General features: G+C 63.5%; 18 protein-coding genes. 3 read left to right on the top strand and 15 right to left on the bottom strand.

The genetic code is table 11. The features are described 5' to 3' along the window. Positions 1 to 21: 21 nt before the first annotated feature. Positions 22 to 348 carry a hypothetical protein gene (locus IQ35_RS21320; protein WP_092959988.1) on the bottom strand — a complete coding sequence of 109 codons (327 nt, stop codon included), beginning with the start codon at positions 346 to 348 and terminating at the stop codon, positions 22 to 24. Then, positions 345 to 761: a DUF3768 domain-containing protein gene (locus tag IQ35_RS13465; protein WP_011608078.1), complete on the bottom strand. Its 417-nt coding sequence runs from the start codon at positions 759 to 761 to the stop codon at positions 345 to 347. The genes IQ35_RS21320 and IQ35_RS13465 overlap by 4 nt, the downstream gene beginning before the upstream one ends. Before the next feature lie 108 nt (positions 762 to 869). Here IQ35_RS13465 and IQ35_RS13460 point away from each other — a divergent pair, with 108 nt between their 5' ends. Beyond that, positions 870 to 1,358, top strand: a complete 489-nt coding sequence (locus tag IQ35_RS13460) for a hypothetical protein (protein ID WP_011608080.1) — start codon at positions 870 to 872, stop codon at positions 1,356 to 1,358. Here IQ35_RS13460 and IQ35_RS13455 read toward each other — a convergent pair. From IQ35_RS13455 to IQ35_RS13430, 6 genes are all read right to left on the bottom strand, one after another. Then, the gene (locus IQ35_RS13455; protein WP_011608081.1) at positions 1,352 to 1,585 is read right to left on the bottom strand and encodes a hypothetical protein; all 234 of its coding nucleotides are present in this window, start codon (positions 1,583 to 1,585) and stop codon (positions 1,352 to 1,354) included. The two genes, IQ35_RS13460 and IQ35_RS13455, sit on opposite strands and share 7 nt — an antisense overlap. Positions 1,586 to 1,609: 24 nt before the next feature. Then, complete coding sequence (locus IQ35_RS13450) at positions 1,610 to 2,215, bottom strand: DUF6927 domain-containing protein (RefSeq protein WP_011608082.1); 606 nt, start codon at positions 2,213 to 2,215, stop codon at positions 1,610 to 1,612. Positions 2,216 to 2,225: 10 nt separating this feature from the next. Continuing rightward, positions 2,226 to 2,882 carry a hypothetical protein gene (locus IQ35_RS13445; RefSeq protein WP_011608083.1) on the bottom strand — a complete coding sequence of 219 codons (657 nt, stop codon included), beginning with the start codon at positions 2,880 to 2,882 and terminating at the stop codon, positions 2,226 to 2,228. Positions 2,883 to 2,985: 103 nt separating this feature from the next. Continuing rightward, entirely contained in the window at positions 2,986 to 3,897 is a 912-nt protein-coding gene (locus IQ35_RS13440; protein WP_145074174.1) for an ArdC family protein, read from the bottom strand. After that, positions 3,894 to 5,558, bottom strand: a complete 1,665-nt coding sequence (locus IQ35_RS13435; RefSeq protein ID WP_092960232.1) for an ATP-binding protein — start codon at positions 5,556 to 5,558, stop codon at positions 3,894 to 3,896. Before IQ35_RS13435 ends, IQ35_RS13440 begins: the two co-directional genes overlap by 4 nt. A gap of 77 nt (positions 5,559 to 5,635) precedes the next feature. After that, on the bottom strand, positions 5,636 to 7,690 hold the full coding sequence (locus IQ35_RS13430; protein WP_011608097.1) for a ParB/RepB/Spo0J family partition protein: 2,055 nt from the start codon (positions 7,688 to 7,690) through the stop codon (positions 5,636 to 5,638). Between the two features lie 256 nt (positions 7,691 to 7,946). On the opposite strand from IQ35_RS13430, the gene IQ35_RS13425 reads away from it, so the two are divergent. Continuing rightward, positions 7,947 to 8,405 (top strand): helix-turn-helix domain-containing protein, encoded by a 459-nt coding sequence (locus IQ35_RS13425; RefSeq protein WP_011608098.1) that lies wholly within the window; start codon positions 7,947 to 7,949, stop codon positions 8,403 to 8,405. 19 nt (positions 8,406 to 8,424) lie between these two features. On the opposite strand, the gene IQ35_RS13420 is transcribed toward IQ35_RS13425, so the two are convergent. From IQ35_RS13420 to IQ35_RS21250, 4 genes are read right to left on the bottom strand one after another with little or no spacing between them, the layout of a single operon-like run. Further along, positions 8,425 to 8,811, bottom strand: a complete 387-nt coding sequence (locus tag IQ35_RS13420) for a type II toxin-antitoxin system VapC family toxin (protein ID WP_011608099.1) — start codon at positions 8,809 to 8,811, stop codon at positions 8,425 to 8,427. A 3-nt stretch (positions 8,812 to 8,814) separates the two neighbouring features. Next, positions 8,815 to 9,054 (bottom strand): type II toxin-antitoxin system Phd/YefM family antitoxin, encoded by a 240-nt coding sequence (locus IQ35_RS13415; RefSeq protein WP_011608100.1) that lies wholly within the window; start codon positions 9,052 to 9,054, stop codon positions 8,815 to 8,817. A gap of 22 nt (positions 9,055 to 9,076) precedes the next feature. Continuing rightward, positions 9,077 to 13,342, bottom strand: a complete 4,266-nt coding sequence (locus tag IQ35_RS13410; RefSeq protein WP_092960230.1) for a strawberry notch-like NTP hydrolase domain-containing protein — start codon at positions 13,340 to 13,342, stop codon at positions 9,077 to 9,079. Positions 13,343 to 13,400: 58 nt separating this feature from the next. Then, entirely contained in the window at positions 13,401 to 14,054 is a 654-nt protein-coding gene (locus IQ35_RS21250) for a DUF7146 domain-containing protein (protein WP_242003350.1), read from the bottom strand. A gap of 963 nt (positions 14,055 to 15,017) precedes the next feature. On the opposite strand from IQ35_RS21250, the gene IQ35_RS13400 reads away from it, so the two are divergent. After that, positions 15,018 to 16,136, top strand: a complete 1,119-nt coding sequence (locus tag IQ35_RS13400) for a replication initiation protein (RefSeq protein WP_092960228.1) — start codon at positions 15,018 to 15,020, stop codon at positions 16,134 to 16,136. Between the two features lie 46 nt (positions 16,137 to 16,182). Here IQ35_RS13400 and IQ35_RS13395 read toward each other — a convergent pair whose 3' ends face one another. From IQ35_RS13395 to IQ35_RS13385, 3 genes are all read right to left on the bottom strand, one after another. Next, entirely contained in the window at positions 16,183 to 16,584 is a 402-nt protein-coding gene (locus tag IQ35_RS13395; protein ID WP_092960226.1) for a hypothetical protein, read from the bottom strand. Further along, positions 16,577 to 17,263: a ParA family protein gene (locus IQ35_RS13390; RefSeq protein WP_092960224.1), complete on the bottom strand. Its 687-nt coding sequence runs from the start codon at positions 17,261 to 17,263 to the stop codon at positions 16,577 to 16,579. The genes IQ35_RS13395 and IQ35_RS13390 overlap by 8 nt, the downstream gene beginning before the upstream one ends. A 376-nt stretch (positions 17,264 to 17,639) precedes the next feature. Beyond that, positions 17,640 to 18,203: a helix-turn-helix domain-containing protein gene (locus tag IQ35_RS13385; protein ID WP_175485412.1), complete on the bottom strand. Its 564-nt coding sequence runs from the start codon at positions 18,201 to 18,203 to the stop codon at positions 17,640 to 17,642. Between the last annotated feature and the right edge of the window lie 388 nt (positions 18,204 to 18,591).

Here is an 18,591-nt window from a genome sequence, read left to right as displayed (position 1 = left end):
GGCAGGCGGGGAGAAGGATGATCAGACGCAGCCATTCCCGAGCAGCCCTGAAATCAATCGACTCAACCGCTGTGGAGGGCTCGCGCCGCCGTTGCTTTGGTCGCCTCGAAGCCGACTGACCAGTTCCATCGGAAGTTCAGCGTATGGCGATACCTCAGTCTGAAGCTCCTCGACCGTAACAATCTGTCTGGGCTGGCCACCACGCCAGTGCCTCACATCAGGATCGCGGCCAACCTCGGCGACGCCGAATACCATCACAAAAAACGTCCCCAGCCCCAGGTCCCACCCGACCGCGACCTCGAAAATGTCCGAGCGCTCCGGCAGCGGTCTTAGCGAATACCGGCTCATCGCCTCACCAGTCGCTTGCCAACATAATCGTGACGACGCGGAAGCTCTGCTGCGCGTCCCACAGTGTCTCCGACCCCCCAGGCGAACGTCCCGTCGTTGGCATAGACATCGATCTTCCAGAAGATCTTGTACCCCTGGAACTCGACCGCGCCGAAGTCGCGCTCGCCATGAGGATCGTTCCCCGGCTCGATCGGCGTTTCGTTGATAAGACGGCGCAGCGCTGCCTGACCCAGCATCAGGCTGGCCTGGCGTGCGCCGGGGTCTTCGGCGTCGCCAGCACGAATGTCGGCCAGCGCCCGCGTGAACACAGTGCGCGAAGTGGGCAGTGAACCCGCGCGGGCCGCGTCGTTGAGCCGGGCGATCTCAGCAGTGTGGTCGACGCCGGCAGGTGTGGATGAAGCAAGTGCGGTCATGGGTTCTACCTTTCATGATTGATCCCCCGCTGAGTTCCCCCTCCCCTCCGCTGTCCGGTTGACGGGGCCTGAACGTTCACGCTACGTTCTTTTGGAAAGGATCTCGCCATGCCCGCTCCCAGCCACCTCGACCATTTCGATCTCGACATTGGCCTGCGCGATGCGTCGTGCGACGAGAACCTGCCGCCAGTGCGCCGGGCGATCGCCGCGCTTTGCATCGGGGTCGGCGTGGACGATGCCTACCTGTCAGTCCGGGAACTGCGCGAGGCAGTGTCGCTGGTGCATGAGAACGCCCCCGGCGGGCGGGCAAAGCTCGCGGGCATCCTCAGCACCCAGTGCGACGACTTCCAGCGGGCGATCTATTACTGCCTCGCCGGGCGCGGCGTGGTCGAGATGGCCGAGGCGATGGATTGGCTGCTGACGGTCCTCAAAGCGCGCGGCCGCACCGCGGCCTGGCTCAGCCGGATGCGGGTGCGGCGCAAGGACCTCGTTTCGCCCTACGTGGCTGAAGCACCTGACGGGCCGCTCGTGTCGCCAAGTCCCGATTTCGAGCTCGGGCAATCGTGGTTCGTCGAGCGCGGACCCGAGCCCTACTGATCCTCGGGCTCGTCATCGTTGCAGGTGACGACCCGCGAGACGGTGCGCCCCGGCGCTGCCTTGCTTGCCAGAACCACGCGGAAGGGCTGCAGCGGATTGCCGGTCTTTACCACGGCGGTGTCGCCCTGGACGTGCTCGGCGACCCGGGTGGCGATCCGGTTGGCGTTCTCGATGCTGCAAAGGCGCGCTCGCTTGGACGAGCGCTGCGGTGGGGCGGGATCGGTCATGGCGCTACTCGCTTGGGTGCCGGGTCACGAAGTTGACGGGGCACCGGGTGGCGGCACGATCGTCCACGCCCGGCTCATCAGCTTGCTGATCTTCACCCCAACCCCGTCGCTGACCCGGCGCAGGATCGTCTTGCGGCCCGACTGGACCACGCGGAAGCTGCGCTCGCTCTGCCCGTCGGTGAAGGTCAGCGGCTCGGCCAGCACCAGCATATCGCCCGGTGCGGGCTTGCGGCGCGTGGTCAGGGCGAGGCGCTGGCGGCAATGCTCGCGCCACTGCGCGGCATATTCGTTGCCGGGCGGTCCCAAGAGGTCGAGGATCGAGGCCGGGCAGTCGTAACTGTAGGGGCCCATCGTTTCGGTCATATCCTTGTAGCCAAACTCCTCGCCGCTCTTCGCGCCGGGGTTCCATTTGACGAGGCAGATGATCGCGAAAGTTTCGTGCGGGGCTTCAAGATCGTAGCTCTGGCAGGCGGCATAGTAGGCGCCCGAACGGACGGTGGATTTGAGGACACGCAGGCCGGTCGCCCGGCCCTTGTCAGGGTCGGGCGGATAGGTGCACTGGTTGTCGAGATAGGCCTTCGGCGTGGCGAACGGAGCCATGCCGCCGCGAGACATGAACAGCCAACCCATGGCGGTTCTCCTAGACGAGCGCCTGTTGGCGCGGATTGATGGAAAGGCCGGTCTCGCGGACGACGAGCGCGCGGAAGCTGTGCGGCGCGGCAAGGACCGCGATGTCGCAAAAGTGATTTCGATCGCCGAGGTAGTCCTGGCGGCCTTTGCACCGGCGGAACATGACCTCGCGGCCCGGATGGATGCAGGGGATCGAGACCTGGATGTAGATCTCGTCGCCGTGGAGCGTGATCTCGCCCGAGACCGCAGGGCCGGCGAAGTTGCTGCGCAGATCGTACTGATCTGGCTCGAGACCGAGATGGCGCGCCGCCACCCGCAATGCCGAGCGGGCTTCGCGGTGGAAGGCGCGCTTGGCTTCGGGATCGTAACCGATGCCGCGGCGGGCGAGCGCGACCAGCGCGGGCTTCAATTTCAGCTCGTCGATCTTGGCCAGGCACTGCCGGCGCAGCGGCAGGTCTTCGGCAAAGGTTTCGTCGGGCGCGTGGCCCAATGCGATGCGCCCGACGTGACGCGCGAGCAGGATCGTCGCGGGATCGCGCGCTGGGTCGATCCCGGCGTTGCGCGCGTCCTGCATTGCATCGACCACGGCCTGGGTGGCGGTGGCAATGGTTGCGAGCGCGTCGGGCTGCAGGGCACGGCGATAGCGGAAGTCGAGATCGTAGTTCATCGGTGAAATCTCCCTTTGCGCCCCCTGGCGCATCGGGCTCCCACCCCCTCCCCTTCCCGCTCGCGCTGCGAGCGGGCCAAGTGCCTCGGCTTCCCGGACACCGTCAGGCTGCCTCCTTGAGTTCGTCCGGCAGGGTCGAACCGAGCGCCGGATCGAACTGGCGAAGCCACTTGACCGCCTGCTCGGCCTTGGCCGCCGCGTGGAGGATCGCGGTCTTGTCGCCGCGCAGGATCTTCATCCAGTGGTGGATGTAGGAGGCGTGGCTGTCGTGGAGTTCGTTGGGAAGGCCGTATTCGGCGCAGAGGGTGGCCTGGCAGAGCGAGGCTACGATTTCTTCGAAGGCATAGGCATCGTCCCCGAAACGCTTGCCGAACTGGCGATTGAGCCGCTTGGCCGACCCTGTGGCGTGGCCAAGCTCGTGGCACCGGGTCGAGAAATACGCCTCGATCGAATGGAACGCGTTTGGCGACGGCAAGGTGACTGTGTCGGTGCTCGGCGTGTAATGCGCACTGTCGCCGCCGTGGACGACGCGGATCGGGATCGCATCGAGGAAGGCCTGAACCTCGGCAGAGAGTTCGCCGATCGACTTGGGGTCCAGCGGCTCGGGGTAGTAGTGCGCCGGCAGCCCCTCGATCTGCGAGGCGTTAAAGACGTGGTTCCACTTCATGAACCGGATCGTCTTTTCGCTCTTTTCACCGGTCTCGCGATCGGTGTCGGTCTTGCGCGCCGAGCTGTAGAACACGCTGAACGAGCCGCTCTCGCCCTTGCGGACATGGGCGCCGAGTTCGAGCGCCTGACGGAAGGTCATCCAGTAGGGGCTGGCGTAGCCCCGGCTCTCGGCGACCGCCCAGAGGAAGAAGGTGTTGATCCCCGAATAGGGGACCCCGTTGTGGCGCAGCGGCCGCGTGCTGGTCGCGGTCCAGGGCTTGAGCCACGGGGCCGTGCCGGCGGCGATCTTCTCGAGGATCAGGTCGGTGATGACCTGCGCGACGTCGGGCTTGGGGTGACGGGTCACTGGACGGGGCCCTCCTGGGCAGGATCGAGCGAGAGGTCGGAGGCGGCGTTCGACCAGGAGAGGCGCAGCGTGCGCCCGTGCGGGATGCGCCAGGCGACGCGGTCGGCGAAGGCCATGCGGATGCCGGCAAGGATCGCGGCGTCCTCGCCTTCGAGGATGGCATGGGCGCGCACCGCCGCATCGTGTCGGAAGCGGGTCTCCTGGGTGTCGTAGCTGTCGGCATCTGAATCGTCGGAAGGGCTGAACACCGCATCGATGATGAGGTCGGTGAGATCGTCGGGCCCCAGCGCGGTGGTCCGGGTCAGCGCAATGTGCGCGCAGTCGGGATCACCCCAGGAATCGGCATCTTCCAGAATCGCAAAGTCGGTCTCGAGATCGAGCCGCCGGTCGTGCTGATCGGTGAGTTCGATCGTGATCGCGTCGGGGCGGACGGTAACGGCACCCTCTTCATCGGTCGGCTTGCCGCCATCGAAGGTGAAGCGCTCGCCGGTACGGACGAAAGCCGGGAGGGCATCGTACCAGGGATAGCCGATGAAGTTGGTGATCGGCTCGTGGAAGGCGCGCGGGTCGGGGCCGCCGAGGCGGTGCATCTCGCCCCCGTTCGAGCGCCGCAGGGCACGGCCGAAGGTGACGGCATCGAAGGAGTCCGTGTCGTCATAGATCGCCGCGCCCGGCTCGAGGTCGGCAAAGCGCGGCACCTCGCGGTAGCTGTCGCGGGCGAGCGTCGGGTACCACAGCGGCAACTGCCGCGCCGCCTGCGGGAAATTGTCGTAATACAGGCTCGCCTCGAGCCAGTCCTCGAAGCTCAGGCGGTGGAACGGTTCCTCGCGGATGACCGAAAAGATCGCCTCGCGGCAGAGTGCCACGAGCCGGTCGAGCGCGGCGTTGCGGTAGATTTCCTTGCGGGCGGGCAGGACCAGGACGAGATCGGGCGCGTCGATCACGTCGACCTGCACGGACCACTGGGTGTGATGGACTTCCTTCACGACCGGGAAAGCGTGTTTGAGGGTGACCCCGTGGAAATTGAGCGTCGCCACGTGCGGCGAGTGCCGGTCGCGGAACACGCCGATCCGGAACCCCTCCCGCTCGATGACCTTGTGCGCGTCGGCGAGGAAATCGGCGCTGGCGAGGTCCTTGCCGTTGTAACTGACGGCAAGCGGCAGAAACCGGGCCGCCGCCTCGACGCAGCGTTCGAGCTTACCGTCAGGCTGCGGATCGAACCGGAAGGCGATTGCCGTGCCGCGCGGCCCGTCGAAGGGCAGCACATCGATGTCGGCCTCGCCGGTCCAGGCATCGCCTGTGATTGCCAGCGAGAACGCACCACCCGCGCTTTGCGAACTGACCACGGTGTCGAGGCCAGCAAGGCTGAAGAAGCCCATGCCCGCCGGGTCCTCGCGGGTTCGACACTCCTCGGACCAGTCGGACTGGCCGAGTGAGAGGAGGTCGACCGGGTCGGCGATCCCGGCGCCGTCATCGCTCACCGTGATGAGGCAGGCATCTGCCATGTGCTCGGCGGTGACGGTGATGCAGGTCGCGCCCGCGCGGCGGGCATTCTGGAAGAGTTCGTTGAAGATGTCGTCGAGGGTCCCGTTGAAAATGCGGGTGACCTTCGAGATCGCGTGCGGTGAGACCCGGGCGCGCAGCTTGGTGATCATGGTCATGGGTTCATGTCCTGGATGGACCGGCACGCTGCCGCAGGTCGCTAGAGAGGTACGGGCAGCGTGCCGGCAGGGCTGTATCAGGCGTCGACGGTCTCGCCGGCTTCGGCGTCCTGCTCGTCGGCAGGTTCGACTTCGCCGGCATCGCTCTCGGGATCGTGCTCTACCGGGCCTTCTTCATCAGGCTCACTCGCAGCCAGCACCCGGAAGCGCATGGCCTCGGGCACCCAGGCGAGTGCAGCCTGCTTGACCTCGGGTGCGACGATGGTCTCGCCGGCGAACAGCTTTTCGCAGGAGGCCGAGAGATCGCCCTTCTTCGAGCCCATGAAGCTCGCCGCCATGGTCGGTCCGCCGACTTCGCTGACGTGGGCGAGCAGCGCCTGCTTGCTGACCCGGTCGAAGTAGTTGGCCGAGGTCGGCCGCCAGTGGCTGGCGACGTTGATCCCCATCAGCGCGGCGAGATGGTCGTGGAGGTCGATCGGCTCAGGGCCGGACTGCCCTGCCTTCCTGTCGATCCCCATGCTGGCCTCGAGCGTCTTTGCCATGCACCAGGCGAGCCAGTTCGCCTTGGCATCGTCGTCGAGCGCGCTGAACGCGGAGAACCGGTCGACCGTGCGGCGGTGCTCGGTCCACGACAGGTCGAGCGTCTCGCGGATATCGGCCATCAGCGTGTGCGCCGGGCTTTCAGGGTAGTTGGCTAGGTAGAGCGAGGGCGACGGGGCGCGGAGCGTCGTGCCCAAGGCCTGCGCACTGTAGAGCGCGCGAGAGTCGGCAATGGCGAAGATCAGGTAATCGAGCGCGATCGCCGGGTTCGAAGCGAGGTTGATCGCGAGAATGTCGCGGCGCTGGACGGCGAGTTCCTCGACCAGCTTTTGCGACAGAGGCTTGGGTGCGGCAGAAGCACTACCGCCCTCCCCTGCTGCCCCGCTGGCGCCGTCTCCCGCTTCGGACCCACGCGCCTTACGGCGTTCGAGCGGCTTGTCGCTGTAGAGGCCGCTCGCAACCACAGGCTGGCCGTCAGCGCCAATGATCACGAAGCAGCCAACATTGGCCTTCATCTCCTCGGGGATCACCGGGGGTTTGTCGTGGAGCGCATCGTAGGCGCTGCTTGCGGCATCCCATCGTGCCTGGAAGTCCGCGGCGGCAGCCTCGTCGTCCTCGTCCAGGGTCTCGCTTTCGGCTTCGAGCACCGAGATCGTCTCGAGCAGCTTGTCGGCCTCGACCTGCTCCTCCTCGGTGAGCGGCGGGGGTTCGAGATGGATCTGGTGGAGGTCTTCGGTTGCGTTGTAGGTGACGCGGGTCTCGAGGATCGGGCGCACCCAGGCATAGCCGGAGGTTTCGGCAATTTCGGCCGCGAAAGCCTGGAGCTTCTCGCCGGCGATGCGCTGGGCGATCTCCGCATCGATCCACGTCTCGCCGCCGTCCTCGGTGAAAAGGTCGCGCTCAATCTTGCCGCCGGCGGCGAGGTAGTCGGCCTCGCTGGCAAGCTTGGCCATCGGCGAGGACGAACGGATCGCGCTGTGCGTCACCATGCGGCGGATCGAGTCCGGATTGTTGCCCTGCCAGGAGTTCGACAGCTCGTTCCAGACCATCATCTGGCGGTCGTGGTTGGGCGTCGTCGCATAAGCCTTGGCGACGTCGAGGGTGATCTTGCCCTCTTCGAGCGCGGCGAAGATCGGATCGGCGAGGTCGGCAAGCCGCAGGCGGCCTTCGATGAACCGGCGGGTGCGGCCGAACCGCTTGGCGATCGCGTCGAGGTCGCTGCCCTCATTGACGAAGTGCTTGTAGGCCCGGATCTCGTCGGTCGGCGTCATGTCGAGCCGGATGACGTTCTCGATCAGCGAGAGTTCGGACTGCTCAGCGGCATCGATGTCGAGGACGCGGCAGGCGACGGGGTGGTCCTTGGGAAGCTTGCCCGCCGTCAGAAGAAAGTTGAGGGCGCGCAGGCGCCGGCCGCCCGCGGTCACATCGAACATGCCGCGCTTCTTGGCGGGCACGACGATCAGGTTCTGGAGGAGGCCCTTGGCCTCGATATTGGCGGCCAGTTCCTCGATGAAGAGGTTGCTGTCGTTCTTGCGGACGTTGGCTTCGGACAGGCGTAGCTTGCCGAGCGGGATCAACTCGATGTCGTTCATGGGAGTGCTCCTGAAGGCCGGATTTGGCCGAGCCCTTCGGCTCACCCCTTCCAGCCCCCCTCCCCTCACGGTTTCAGGATTGCCCGAATTCCCGGGCGCAACCGCGCGTCCCAGGGCGGGCCGCTTGGTGCCATGAGGCATAAATGATCGATTTATGCCTCATGGATCGGACCTGCATCGGAACCTGAGGCGCACAACTTGGTTGCGTTTATTTCGAATATGCGCTTCGGGATATCGCCATCAGCGGAGAGAAACGATGACACTGCCAGCCAATGCCTTGCCCTTCGGCAACAGGCCGCCCTCTGCCGATGATCGGCAGATCGCCAACCAGCTACGGCGTATCCTTGCCTCGCAGAAGCCCGGCGAAGCCAAACTGCACTTGACCGATCCCAAGACCAGGAAGCCGGTAGAAATCTCGCTGACACCGGCGATGTCGGACCTGTTCCTCAAGTTGCTGCGTCACATCGGGAGCGGAGATGCCGTCACGCTCGTGCCGATCCAGCAGATGTTGACGACGCAGCAGGCAGCAGATCTGCTCAACATGTCCCGTCCCTATCTCATCAGGCTTATCGAGAAGGGCGATGTCGCGCACAGCATGGTGGGCCGGCACCGTCGCCTCAAGGCTGAAGACGTGTTCGCGTACAAGGCGGAGCGCGACAAGATTCGTTCGAAAGCGATGGACGACCTGATTGCGGATGGCGCGGGTCGGTATTGATCTGACGCGAGCGGAACAATCAGACCTGTCGGATGGGTCCGGAGTACCGGCAGACTGTTTCGTCTGATGTGAGCAAGGTGATGCCCTCGACGATCGACTGAGCGATCAGCATTCTATCGAATGGGTCCTTGTGAATCGGAGGCAACTGGGAAATTGCAACGGCGTGTTCGCTTGAAATGGCGAGCTCGACGTATCCGTTGTCGATCAACGCCCGGCGCAATACGCGTGCGTCGACTGCGAAGTCTTCCCGCCCGAGCCCGTTCTTGATCGCGATTTCCCAAAGGCTGGCAGCGCTGAAGACCAGTTCGTTGCCCTCATCGTTGATCAGTTTCCGGGCGGCAGGCGTCAATCGTTCCGGAAAGCCCGCTGCCCAGAGGAGGACATGTGTATCAAGGAGAAATTTCATCGCTCAGGCTTCGAACAGCGCTTCAATTTCACCCTCGCCCATACGGTCGAAATCTTCCGGCACGCGCATTTCCCCTTTGAGGAAACCCAGGCGCTTGATCTTGGACGGTGCAGCAGTGTCGATTGGCACCATTTTCGCAATCGGCTTGCCCGACCGGGCGATCACGACCGCATTCCCGCGCAGCACGCGCTCGAGCAAGCGCGACAAATGCGTCTTTGCTTCATGAATGTTGACCGTGTCCATTTCCAGTTACCTTAGCTAAGTTCTATGAACTAAGTCTACCACATTCGTTCGCGTCTGCAAGCTCCTCGCAAGGTGCCTGTCCAATCAGGCTTGCAAGGATTTGGTCGGCCTTGTCCGTCGGCACGAACACCCGCGTCTTGTAGGCAATGATTTCCGTGAAGCAGCCCTTGGCCTTGAGCTCGGGGATGCGCTCGGCTTCGGCATCGACAATCTCGATCCTGCGGGAACCGTTCACTCGCGCTGTGCGGATCGTGAAATTGAGGGGATGCGGCGCCTTCCAAGTCCCTCCTCCGAGGATGGCGGCGGCAATCTTGGCCGGATCAGTCTGCGCCTTGCGGGCAACCCCAAGCTTCTCGAGGGTCGCATCGACGTAGAGGTCGTGGACATGCCGGCCGAGCCATGATGCACCGGACTTGTCGACGATGCGATTGACCGTGAGGTCTTCCTTGGGAAGCGCGCCCCAGATCGGGAGGAGCAGCCCGGTTGCGAGATAGACGGTCTCGGTGACAAGTTGGCTTTCGTCGGCTGCATATTCCTCCTCCCACAGCGCGCTGAACCTGGCCTTGGTCACGGGCTCCCAGGCGGACTCGTCGAGCCGGTCGGCGCGCAGGTACTCGCTGCGCAATGGCCGCACGAGTTCGTAGCGGCGGATCATGTGGCCCTCCTCGTCCATGTGCGAGGGCGCCGGAACCGCGAGTGCGACCTTGCCCGACTTGTCATTGCGCAGGAACAGCGGCTGTTCCTCATAGGATGCCACTTTAAGCACGCGCTCGAGCGAGAGGACCTTGCGCCGCTGGGTCAGCGACAGCTCGAGGAGGTGCGAAGTCGCGCCGGTAACCGGGTCGGTCCGGATCACCGTGTCGGAGAGCACCTCGCAGGCTTCCACCGACACGGTCTCGACACCGATGTCGAAGGTCCCGGCTTCCTTCGCCGCCGAGACTCGTGTCTCGACGAGGGTCAGGAACTCGTCGAAGATCGCGTTCTGGACGGCGATCTTCATGGCGAGGATGCGGTTGAGCCAGCGCTGGATCGGCGGCAGATCCTCGCGCAGCACCCCGTCCTGGTCAGTGAGTTCGAGCCCGCTCATCCGCTGGAACTCCGACAAGGTCGTGCTCTTGAGCTTGGCCATAGCGAGCAGGCCATACCAGTCGTGGAGTGCGTGCTTGGCGTAGATGCTCTCGAGGTTGTCGCTGGCATCGAACATCCCCTGCCCGCCGGTCTGGCGCTGGCCGCGGGTGAGCGCGCCCAAGGCGTCGAGGCGCCGCGCAATCGTGCTGGTGAAACGGGCCTCGCCCTTGCAGTCGGTGGTGACCGGGCGGAACAGCGGCGGGCACGCCTGATGCGTGCGGTGGGTGCGCCCCAGCCCCTGGATTGCGCGGTCCGCGCGCCATCCGGGCTCGAGCAGGAAATGGACCCGGCGCTGCTGGTTTTTCGCATCGAGGCTCGCGTGATAGCTGCGGCCCGTACCGCCTGCATCGGAGAACACGAGGATACGCTTGGTCCCGCTCATGAACGCGGTGGTCTCGGCAAGGTTGGTCCGAGGTGAGCGGCTTTCGAGGCGCTGCTGCCCTGAGCCGTCACGGACGAGGCGTTTGCTGCGACCGGTCACTTCGGCGACGGCCGTTACCCCGTAGTGCTCGAGCAGCGCATCGAGCGCGGTAGGGATCGGTGGCATGGCGCAGATATGCTCAATCAGGTCGGCGCGCGCGGCCTCGGCCTGCGGGTTGTGGACCGGATTGCCCGCCTCGTCCCACATCGGCCGTGAGCGCACGTCGCCAAGCTCGTCGGTGTATTCCTCCATCTGCCGGGTCGGAAAGGCGCGGGTGAGGTAGTCGACGACGTACTCCTTGCAATCATAGGCTATGTCGAGGGCCTCACGCTCAGTCGGCTCCAGTTCATCGAGCCGCCGGTTGAGGATGGATTCCGCCGTGCTCACCAGTTGGACGACCACGCTATCCCCTTCGCCCAGGTGCTCGTCGATCGCCGGGTAGATCGAGGGCAGCTTCAGCGAGAGCAGCACCTGTCCGAAGAAGCGTTGCTTGGTGCCTTCGAACCGGCTGCGGGCAGCCGCCTTGGCGCCGCTGTTGAGCGTCTTGTTTTCAAGCCCGTCAACAATCCCGGTGAGTTCGAGCGCGGCCTCGAGGTTCTGGTGAATGATCGTCCAGGCATCGCAATAGGTATCATAGACTGCGATTTGCTCTGCCGTCAGATCATGGCGCAGGATGTCGTACTCTACCCCTGCGAAGCTGAGCGCCCGGGCGAGGTAGAGCCCGGAGGCCTTGAGGTCGCGGGCGACAAGCTCCATCGCGGCAATGCCGCCGTCGCGGATCTCGCTGATGAACTGCTCGCGGTTTGCAAACGCCGTGCCCGGCCCCCACAGTCCAAGCCGGACCGCATAGGCAAGGTTGTTGACGTCCGATGCGCCGGTGGCTGATGCGTAGAGCACCCGGGCGCGCGGCAGCGTATTCTGGAGCAGAACACCGGCGATACCCTGGAGTGAGCCCTGCTTCTGGCCTAGTGCCCCTTCCCCGCCCGCAACGCCGCCCATTTCGTGGGCTTCGTCGAAGACGATGACGCCTTCGAAGTCTTCGCCAGCCCAGCGCACGATCTGGTCAAGCCGCGTGTCCTCGACACGCGAGCTTCTGAGCGTGCCGTAGGGCACGAAAAGGATGCCCCCGGGCGCGGTGATTTCCTCGCCGATTTTCCAGCGCGAGAGTTCAAGGACGTCCGACGGCAGCCCGCCGATTGCGGTCCAGTCGCGCTGAGCGTCCTCGAGCAGGGGCGCGTTCTTCGAAATCCAGATGTGGCGGCGATTGCCTTTGAGCCACTGGTCGAGAATGCAGGCCGCCGCCTGCCTCCCCTTCCCCGCCCCGGTGCCGTCGCCAAGGAAGAAGCCAGTGCGGTAAAGCTGGCCCTCGGGATCCTCCTTGAGAGCAACCTCGCCGGCAGGATGGCTGAACCGGCCATGGAGATCGCGGCTCCAGGCCTCGCCCGCGTAGATCACGGTTTCGAGCTGGGCGGCCGAGAGCAGTCGCGCGGTCACGGTGCGTTCTGGCAGAGAGGGCACGTAGCCGGGCTTGGGCGCGGCGATAGAGGCCATGGCGGCGGATTCGACAAGGTGCGTCGGGTGTTCGCCAGCTTCCGCGATCACCACGCGTGAAGGCCGGTAATCGGCATAGACCCCGCGCTGCTCGCCCATCGCGGCAGGTTCGGCCAGCACCTTGTAGGCGACGGGGCGGACGTCGTTGGTCTGGGGAGCTCGCACGATCACGGGCCGGGCTGGACCAGTCTTGACCGAGCGGAACAGACTGAGCTTTGGTCGGTGCACTGCCGCCTGCGTCGGGTCGCGCAATGTCGCCCGGGGCGGCACGGTTGACAGCGCGGCGAAGATTTCGCCGACCGAGCCGCGACTGATCGTGGATACGCCGATCTCGCCTGGCACCTTGTCAATCACCAGCACGCGTACCGCGATCCCGGTGCCGTGCTTGACGTAGCCTCCCTTGTCCAGACGGAGCGACAGGACGACCCGCGCGCCTTCAAGGGTGCGCCGGAATGTTTCTTCGTACCTGGCCGAGGGTGAGAACCAGTCCGGCATGATCGCAACGATCCGGCCACCCGGCAGCAGATGGTCGAGCGCGGCCCGCAGGTGCCTGGCGGCGGTGTTCTGATCTTCTCCCCGCGATTGCGACACCGAGAACGGCGGATTCATCAGCACGACGCTCGGCCGCGCGGTTCCGGACAGCAGCGCGCTGAGTTTAGCGCCGTCGTGGCGGTAGACCTTCGTGCTTGGAAAGAGAGCTTCGAGCAGGTCCGCACGGGTGGGTTCGAGTTCGTTGAGGATCAGGTCCTTGACCGCACCTCTGGCGAGCGAAGCGATGATCCCGGTGCCCGCACTTGGCTCCAGCACCATGTCATCGCCGGAAAGCCGCGCCAGATGGACCGCGAACCTGGCTAGCGCCGGCGGCGTCGAGAACTGCTGGAACTGGATCTGGTCCTCGCTGCGCACCGTGTGGGTCGGCAGTTCGCGCGTCAGCGCCTCGAGCGTGCCGATCGCGGATCCCACCTCCATCCGACCGACTAGCTCGGGAATTGCGAGGGACAGGGCGACTTCCAGGGCCTCGAAGCTGTCGCGCTGCTGCCAGGCACCTGCGGCGTCACTTCCGCCAGCACTCTCGGTCATGGCCTGGCTCAGAGCAGCGCGGTCGATCGGAACAGCGAGGAGCAGCTTGGCGGCAAGTGTGCGGGCAGCGCCGAGAATGGCGCTGGCGCGCGGAATCGTTGTTGTCATGCGGAGAACTCCTGAGCTCGTGCCGATCAGCGGCACGCCCGCTCCAGCCCCCCTCCCCTCACCGCTTCAGGAGCTGCGCCCAGTCATTCATGCGTCCGGGTGGCCACTCGGTCTCGATGTTGAGGCCCGGACGGTGGTAGGCTTCACGAGCGCGCTCATGCGCTCGTCGGCCTTCAAGATCGTTGTCCGCTAGCAGGATCACGGTTTCAACGGAGACCGGGATATCGAGCTGGTGGAAACGCTTGGCACCCATGGTCGCCCAGGCCTGAATACCGGTGAGCGAGGTATAGGCTGCCGCAGTCTCGAAGCCCTCGCAGATGCCGATGGCTTTGCCGGGCGGGCCATTTGTCCAGGCAGCCCCGATGGCTTGGCCGAGGACGCGCTTCTCGGTGTAGTCGGACGTCGATGGATCAAGGAAAATCCGCTGGATCGCGGCGATCGCGCCCGCCTTGCGCATCGCGACGAGGAGGGCCGGTTCGAAGCTGGCTTGCCTCCCCTGCCCTCGTGGGCATCTTGGATGGAAGCGGAGGTCTTCAAGCGGTGCCCAGATCTGACGCACCTCGCGAACATAGCGTTCCGCCAGCGTCCCTTCGATCGAACTACCGGCCTGCCAGATTGTGAGATGAGGTTTGACGCGGCGCTCGATGCTGGGGATCACGCGAGATGCATCGAAACTCGGCAGGTCCGCGATGCGCCGGAGAGCTTTGAGCACGTCTCGGCTGTCGCAACCGGCGTGGCAGGTCACGAGGATTGCTCGGTCACCTTGACGGATGGAAAGCGATGGGGTCCTGTCGGCATGGCAGGGGCAACGGCACATGGCGGTTTCACCCGACCATTTGCCTTTCAGATGTTTGACGAGCCTTCGGAGCTCTGGAGTTGGTCTGTTTCGGACTATGGACATGCCAGCCCAATCAGACCACCCTCCTCTCTCTTGTCCTTGAATCCAATTTATCCACACGCCCAAGCGTAGCTTGGGAGGTTTCTTAGATTCAGGATTCTATGATTCGGGCATCTTTAGATATGTAAAAACAGAGGTTTAAATGGCCTCTATATGAGCCTGAGGGGGCTTCAATGTGAGGCCGTGGGGGCTACTGCATGAGGCACCGGGGGCGTTATCATGAGGTCCTGGGTGATTGTATGAGTGATCGGGGGAGTTGCTGATAGCGCTCCAAGATCGGACCAGAAGGTTCTGATTCTAGTAGCTGAATCGCCAAAATGGTTCGTGGCGGGGCTAAAACGGCCGTCTAGATGAGAAATGGGGGGAATATGTGCCCCTGCAGATCGGGTTTACCTGAGGAATCGGGGGCTTGCGGGTTGAGAGGACGTTCGGTCTCACACCAATTATGTGAGTGATCGGGGTGCGCTTGAATTTACCTGATAAATCAAGGAAGTGGTTGGACGTATGTGTGAGTCGCAGGGGGCAGTGCGACAGCTTCCGTTTGCGACGCGATGAGGGCTCCGTGACCCTGCCGCAGAACTATGTGAGTGATCGGGGGAGTTTCGCTCAAGGGCGGAATCCTGCGGGTTTCCAGAATGCTCTTTGTGAGTCCTTGGGGGCTATCTCGATGTTGCCAATTTTGAGCGAACATACCTTCATATGAGGTATCGGGGGCCTGTCTATGTGAGTTCACGGGGGTGTGTTCTCATTATGACAAGGTGATGTTATGCAACTCACATGGAGCTCGATTCGAATCCCAGTGAAATCGAGGTTACTCCAGGTTTGGAGGGCCTGAGCCGCACCTTGCGTGTGGCCGAAGTGATTCGCCGCAAGGACCTGGACTTCGTAAGCAAGCCTGGCGAGCTCGTCGAATCTGAATTCGAAACCGGCTCCCTGAGTGCGGCCGCGAGAAAGGCCTTTGCGCTGATGTTGCGCAAGGCCGGGCCAGATGCGGGCGAGACCAAGACCTTTACGATCACCAAGAAGGAACTGCGCGGATCACATAAGGGAAACGAACGAATTCAACCGGTCATGGATGAACTGCTTCGCGTGATTGTCCGTATCAGGACCACGTCGAAGAAAGGCAAGCCAGCGGTCATGTCACAGTCGTTGCTTGCGAGCTGCGTCGAGGAAATCTCAGAAGACGGGATGAGCGTTGTCGAATTCGAGTTTTCGGACAATTTCAAGCGCGTGATCCAGCGTTCGGACTATTATGCGCGGGTCAATCTCGGGGTTATGTTGGCGCTGCAATCCCGTTACTCGCTCACCCTTTATGACCTCGGCTGCCTGATCATCAACCGTCAGAACCGGGTTGTGAAAATGACGGTCGAGGAGCTTCGCCGCAAGCTTGGCGTTCCTGAGGGGAGCTTCAAGAACTTCGCGGAATTCCGCCGAGACGTGCTCGCAAAGTCGAAGGCCGAAATCGACCAGCTCGCCGACTTCCTTGTGGAATGGGAAGAAGTTCGGGGGGCTGGACGCGGCCGTCCGGTTGTTGCGGTCAAGCTGACCTTCTCGCCGAAAGAGCCGGGCGAGCAAGAGGCAACAGCCAAGGAACTGGATCGTCCAAAGGTGGGACGCAAAGCCCGTCGCGATGGGACCGCAGAGCAGATCGTTGCCATGCCGGCGCCGAGGATCACGACCCGCAAGCTTTTCCCGACCGATTCTCTGCATTTCTGCGGTGATCAGACGATCTTAACCATTGTGAGTGATTTTGGTGGTGGCTGGGACAAGGATCTCGTTGCTGAGGCCTATCGCAAGCAGATGGGGCCCAAGCTCGAGACATTGAGCGGACAGGCGCTCTACAAGTCCTGGGAAGGCTTCTGCAAAGGCTTCGTCAAGGCACGCGGGCGGGCCTGAGCCCCCAATCACTCACAATAAGCGTCTTGCCCTGACTGATTGAGGGCTAAGCCCCCTCCCCTCCCCCTTCCGCAAGGTCGAGGAGCGCCACGATTCCGTCGGGCAGGCTCAGATTGCGGTCGTCGCACCATTGTACGAGACGGTCGCGTTCGGGTGGGGACAGGCGCATGCTGATGTGGAGCGTGCGCGTGGGGCCGCGCTGCGGCTTCCGCTTTGGAACCATCGCGGTATCGACGGCAACTTGCGGGAAATAATTGCCCGGCAGGGTCGCAGGAGCCGGATCGCGTGCAATTGGTGCTGCCGGAGCAGGTTTCGCCACTGTGGTGGCCGCGACAAGGTTCTTGAGCCGGTCCGCGGGGCTTGCAGGCGGCGCTGGTTGCTCAAGGCGCCGGCGCGTCGAGCCGATGATATCGCCCATCGCACTGTTGGCAGGGATCTGATCAGGCATTTACGGCCTCCTTGTTCTGGATTTCGTCGAGAATGTTGGCGAGCACGCTTTGGGCGATGTGCCGCGCCTTCTCGGTCTTCGCGAGCTTATTTGTCTCGACTTCGGCGAGCGTCATGCGAAAATTGGACATGGCGCGGAACGCGTCGAGATTGTGCATTTGCTCGGTGAAGGTCGGCAACGCCTTGGAAATCTGACTATCGATTTCCCATTCAGCCTTTGACCGGGCAACCTGGCCAGTTTGCGTAATGAGCACCCGATAAGGCACGCCGCGGCACATTTTTTCGAGCATGTCGCTGGTTTCGACGGTGCGCTCCAGATCCAAACGCGAGGACCGCGTCGGAATGACAACAAAATCGGAATCCATGGCGGCATAGGCCGTCTTAAAGTTGGAGGTTCCTTCGGAGTCCACGATGACGAGTTGCGCTAGTTCCCGCGCTTTTGTGATCGCGGCGCCAATGTCCGCATCGCGCAACTGTGAGGCATCCTCGACCTGAATTTTGGAGTCCCCTCCCCTCCCCGCAGCCAGTCGATCGCGATGCCAGTTCAGCAGGCTGTTCTGCCGGTCTGCATCCAGCATGTAGACCGAACCGCCCAAGGCCTCGAATTCCGATGCCAGCGCGAGCGCGAGGGTCGTCTTGCCTGCGCCGCCTTTGCTTTGGGCGATTGTGATAACGGGCACGGTAATTCTCCTGTGTGGCGTCAGCGCGGCACATCGCGCTGCACAATCTGAAAGTGCGATCACAAGCGCGGCACCATCTGCAAGTGCTGGGCCTAGCGCATATGGCAGCGCGTTGCAAGGCGCAAGCGCGGTACAAGATGGCAGCGCGAGCGATCGCGCAGGCAAATGGTGCCGCGCAGCGGAACGCGCGTTGTGCCGCGCCACACATGGCGCAGCACCAAGCGCGTCACTATATGCGGCACAACGAGCGGCACGGAATGAGGCACACAACGCGGCACAATGTGCCGCGCTCAATAAAATGGCAGAATTCAGCCAAAAAAGGGGAGGGCGGTGGCCCCGAGATGGGAGGCGTTTTCTGCAGACCCCAAAACCTAATTCAACCACCGGCGGCTTGAATCACCTTGTCAGTGGGCCGCAGCCGTACAAGATTTGCGTTTTCCAACGCGATCACAGCCTGGGAAGCAGTCCGAGGCGTCACATCGAGTGCACGAGCGAGCTCGGCACGGGTGAGGGGGCCCAATGCAGAGATGAGCTGCCACGCATGCGGGGCATGGGAAGAGGCATAAAGGCCGCGCAATTCAAGATTGCGACGGTTGAGTGCCTGACGCATCGACGAAAGATCCGACGACACTGCAACCGCTGCGCTGGTAATCGAAGTGGAGAGCAGGGAGGGCAGGGGGCTCTCGAGAATCTCCCTGAACAGGCTACGCGGCGTGAGCCCGGCCAGCGCGAGGGGGGCAGCGCCGAGACCGAAGAGTTGCGGGCGCAGCGAGGCGGCAAGTGAAGCGGCCCAAGCTGCGCCGCGCGGAGCAAAGCGGCTGAAGACGTGCCCTTCAATTTCAACGAACTCGCTGCCGCCCTCAAGAAACGGGGTCTCGTCCTCGCGAAGCTGGCGGACCCATTCGGCTAGCGCGGCGAGCGGATCGGCAGCGGGGAGCAAAGCATCAAGCCGCTCGAGCGCGCGATCGGCCGGATCGAAGCTGCTGTTGAAGCTTTCGCTGACGCCCTTGTGTCAGCCGACATAATAGACCGCAGTTCGTCTAAACGGCGATAAATCAGATACATAGATCATAGTTTCTGCAGGACACTCTGTCCGAGCCCGATTCCACCATCGCGGTAGCAGCCAGATTGAGCTACATTCCCGCGCGCAGGGGAAGTTGTCGTGGAGCCAATCCTATGATTGAGCGAAAGCCTTCTCCTGCGCCCAGACGCAGCCTCAAATCTCTGGAGGCGGGATTGGCCCTTTTCCCGCATTTCCGGGAACACATTTCACAGTCTGGGCCGGTGACGAGCGCTCAGGTCGCAGCAATTTCCGAGGCTACCGGTCT

This window comes from Sphingobium wenxiniae (assembly GCF_007830065.1).
GTDB classification, from domain to species: Bacteria; Pseudomonadota; Alphaproteobacteria; order Sphingomonadales; family Sphingomonadaceae; genus Sphingobium; species Sphingobium wenxiniae.
Note: the sequence above shows the minus strand (reverse complement) of the source record. Positions and strands in the feature narration are given on the sequence as shown.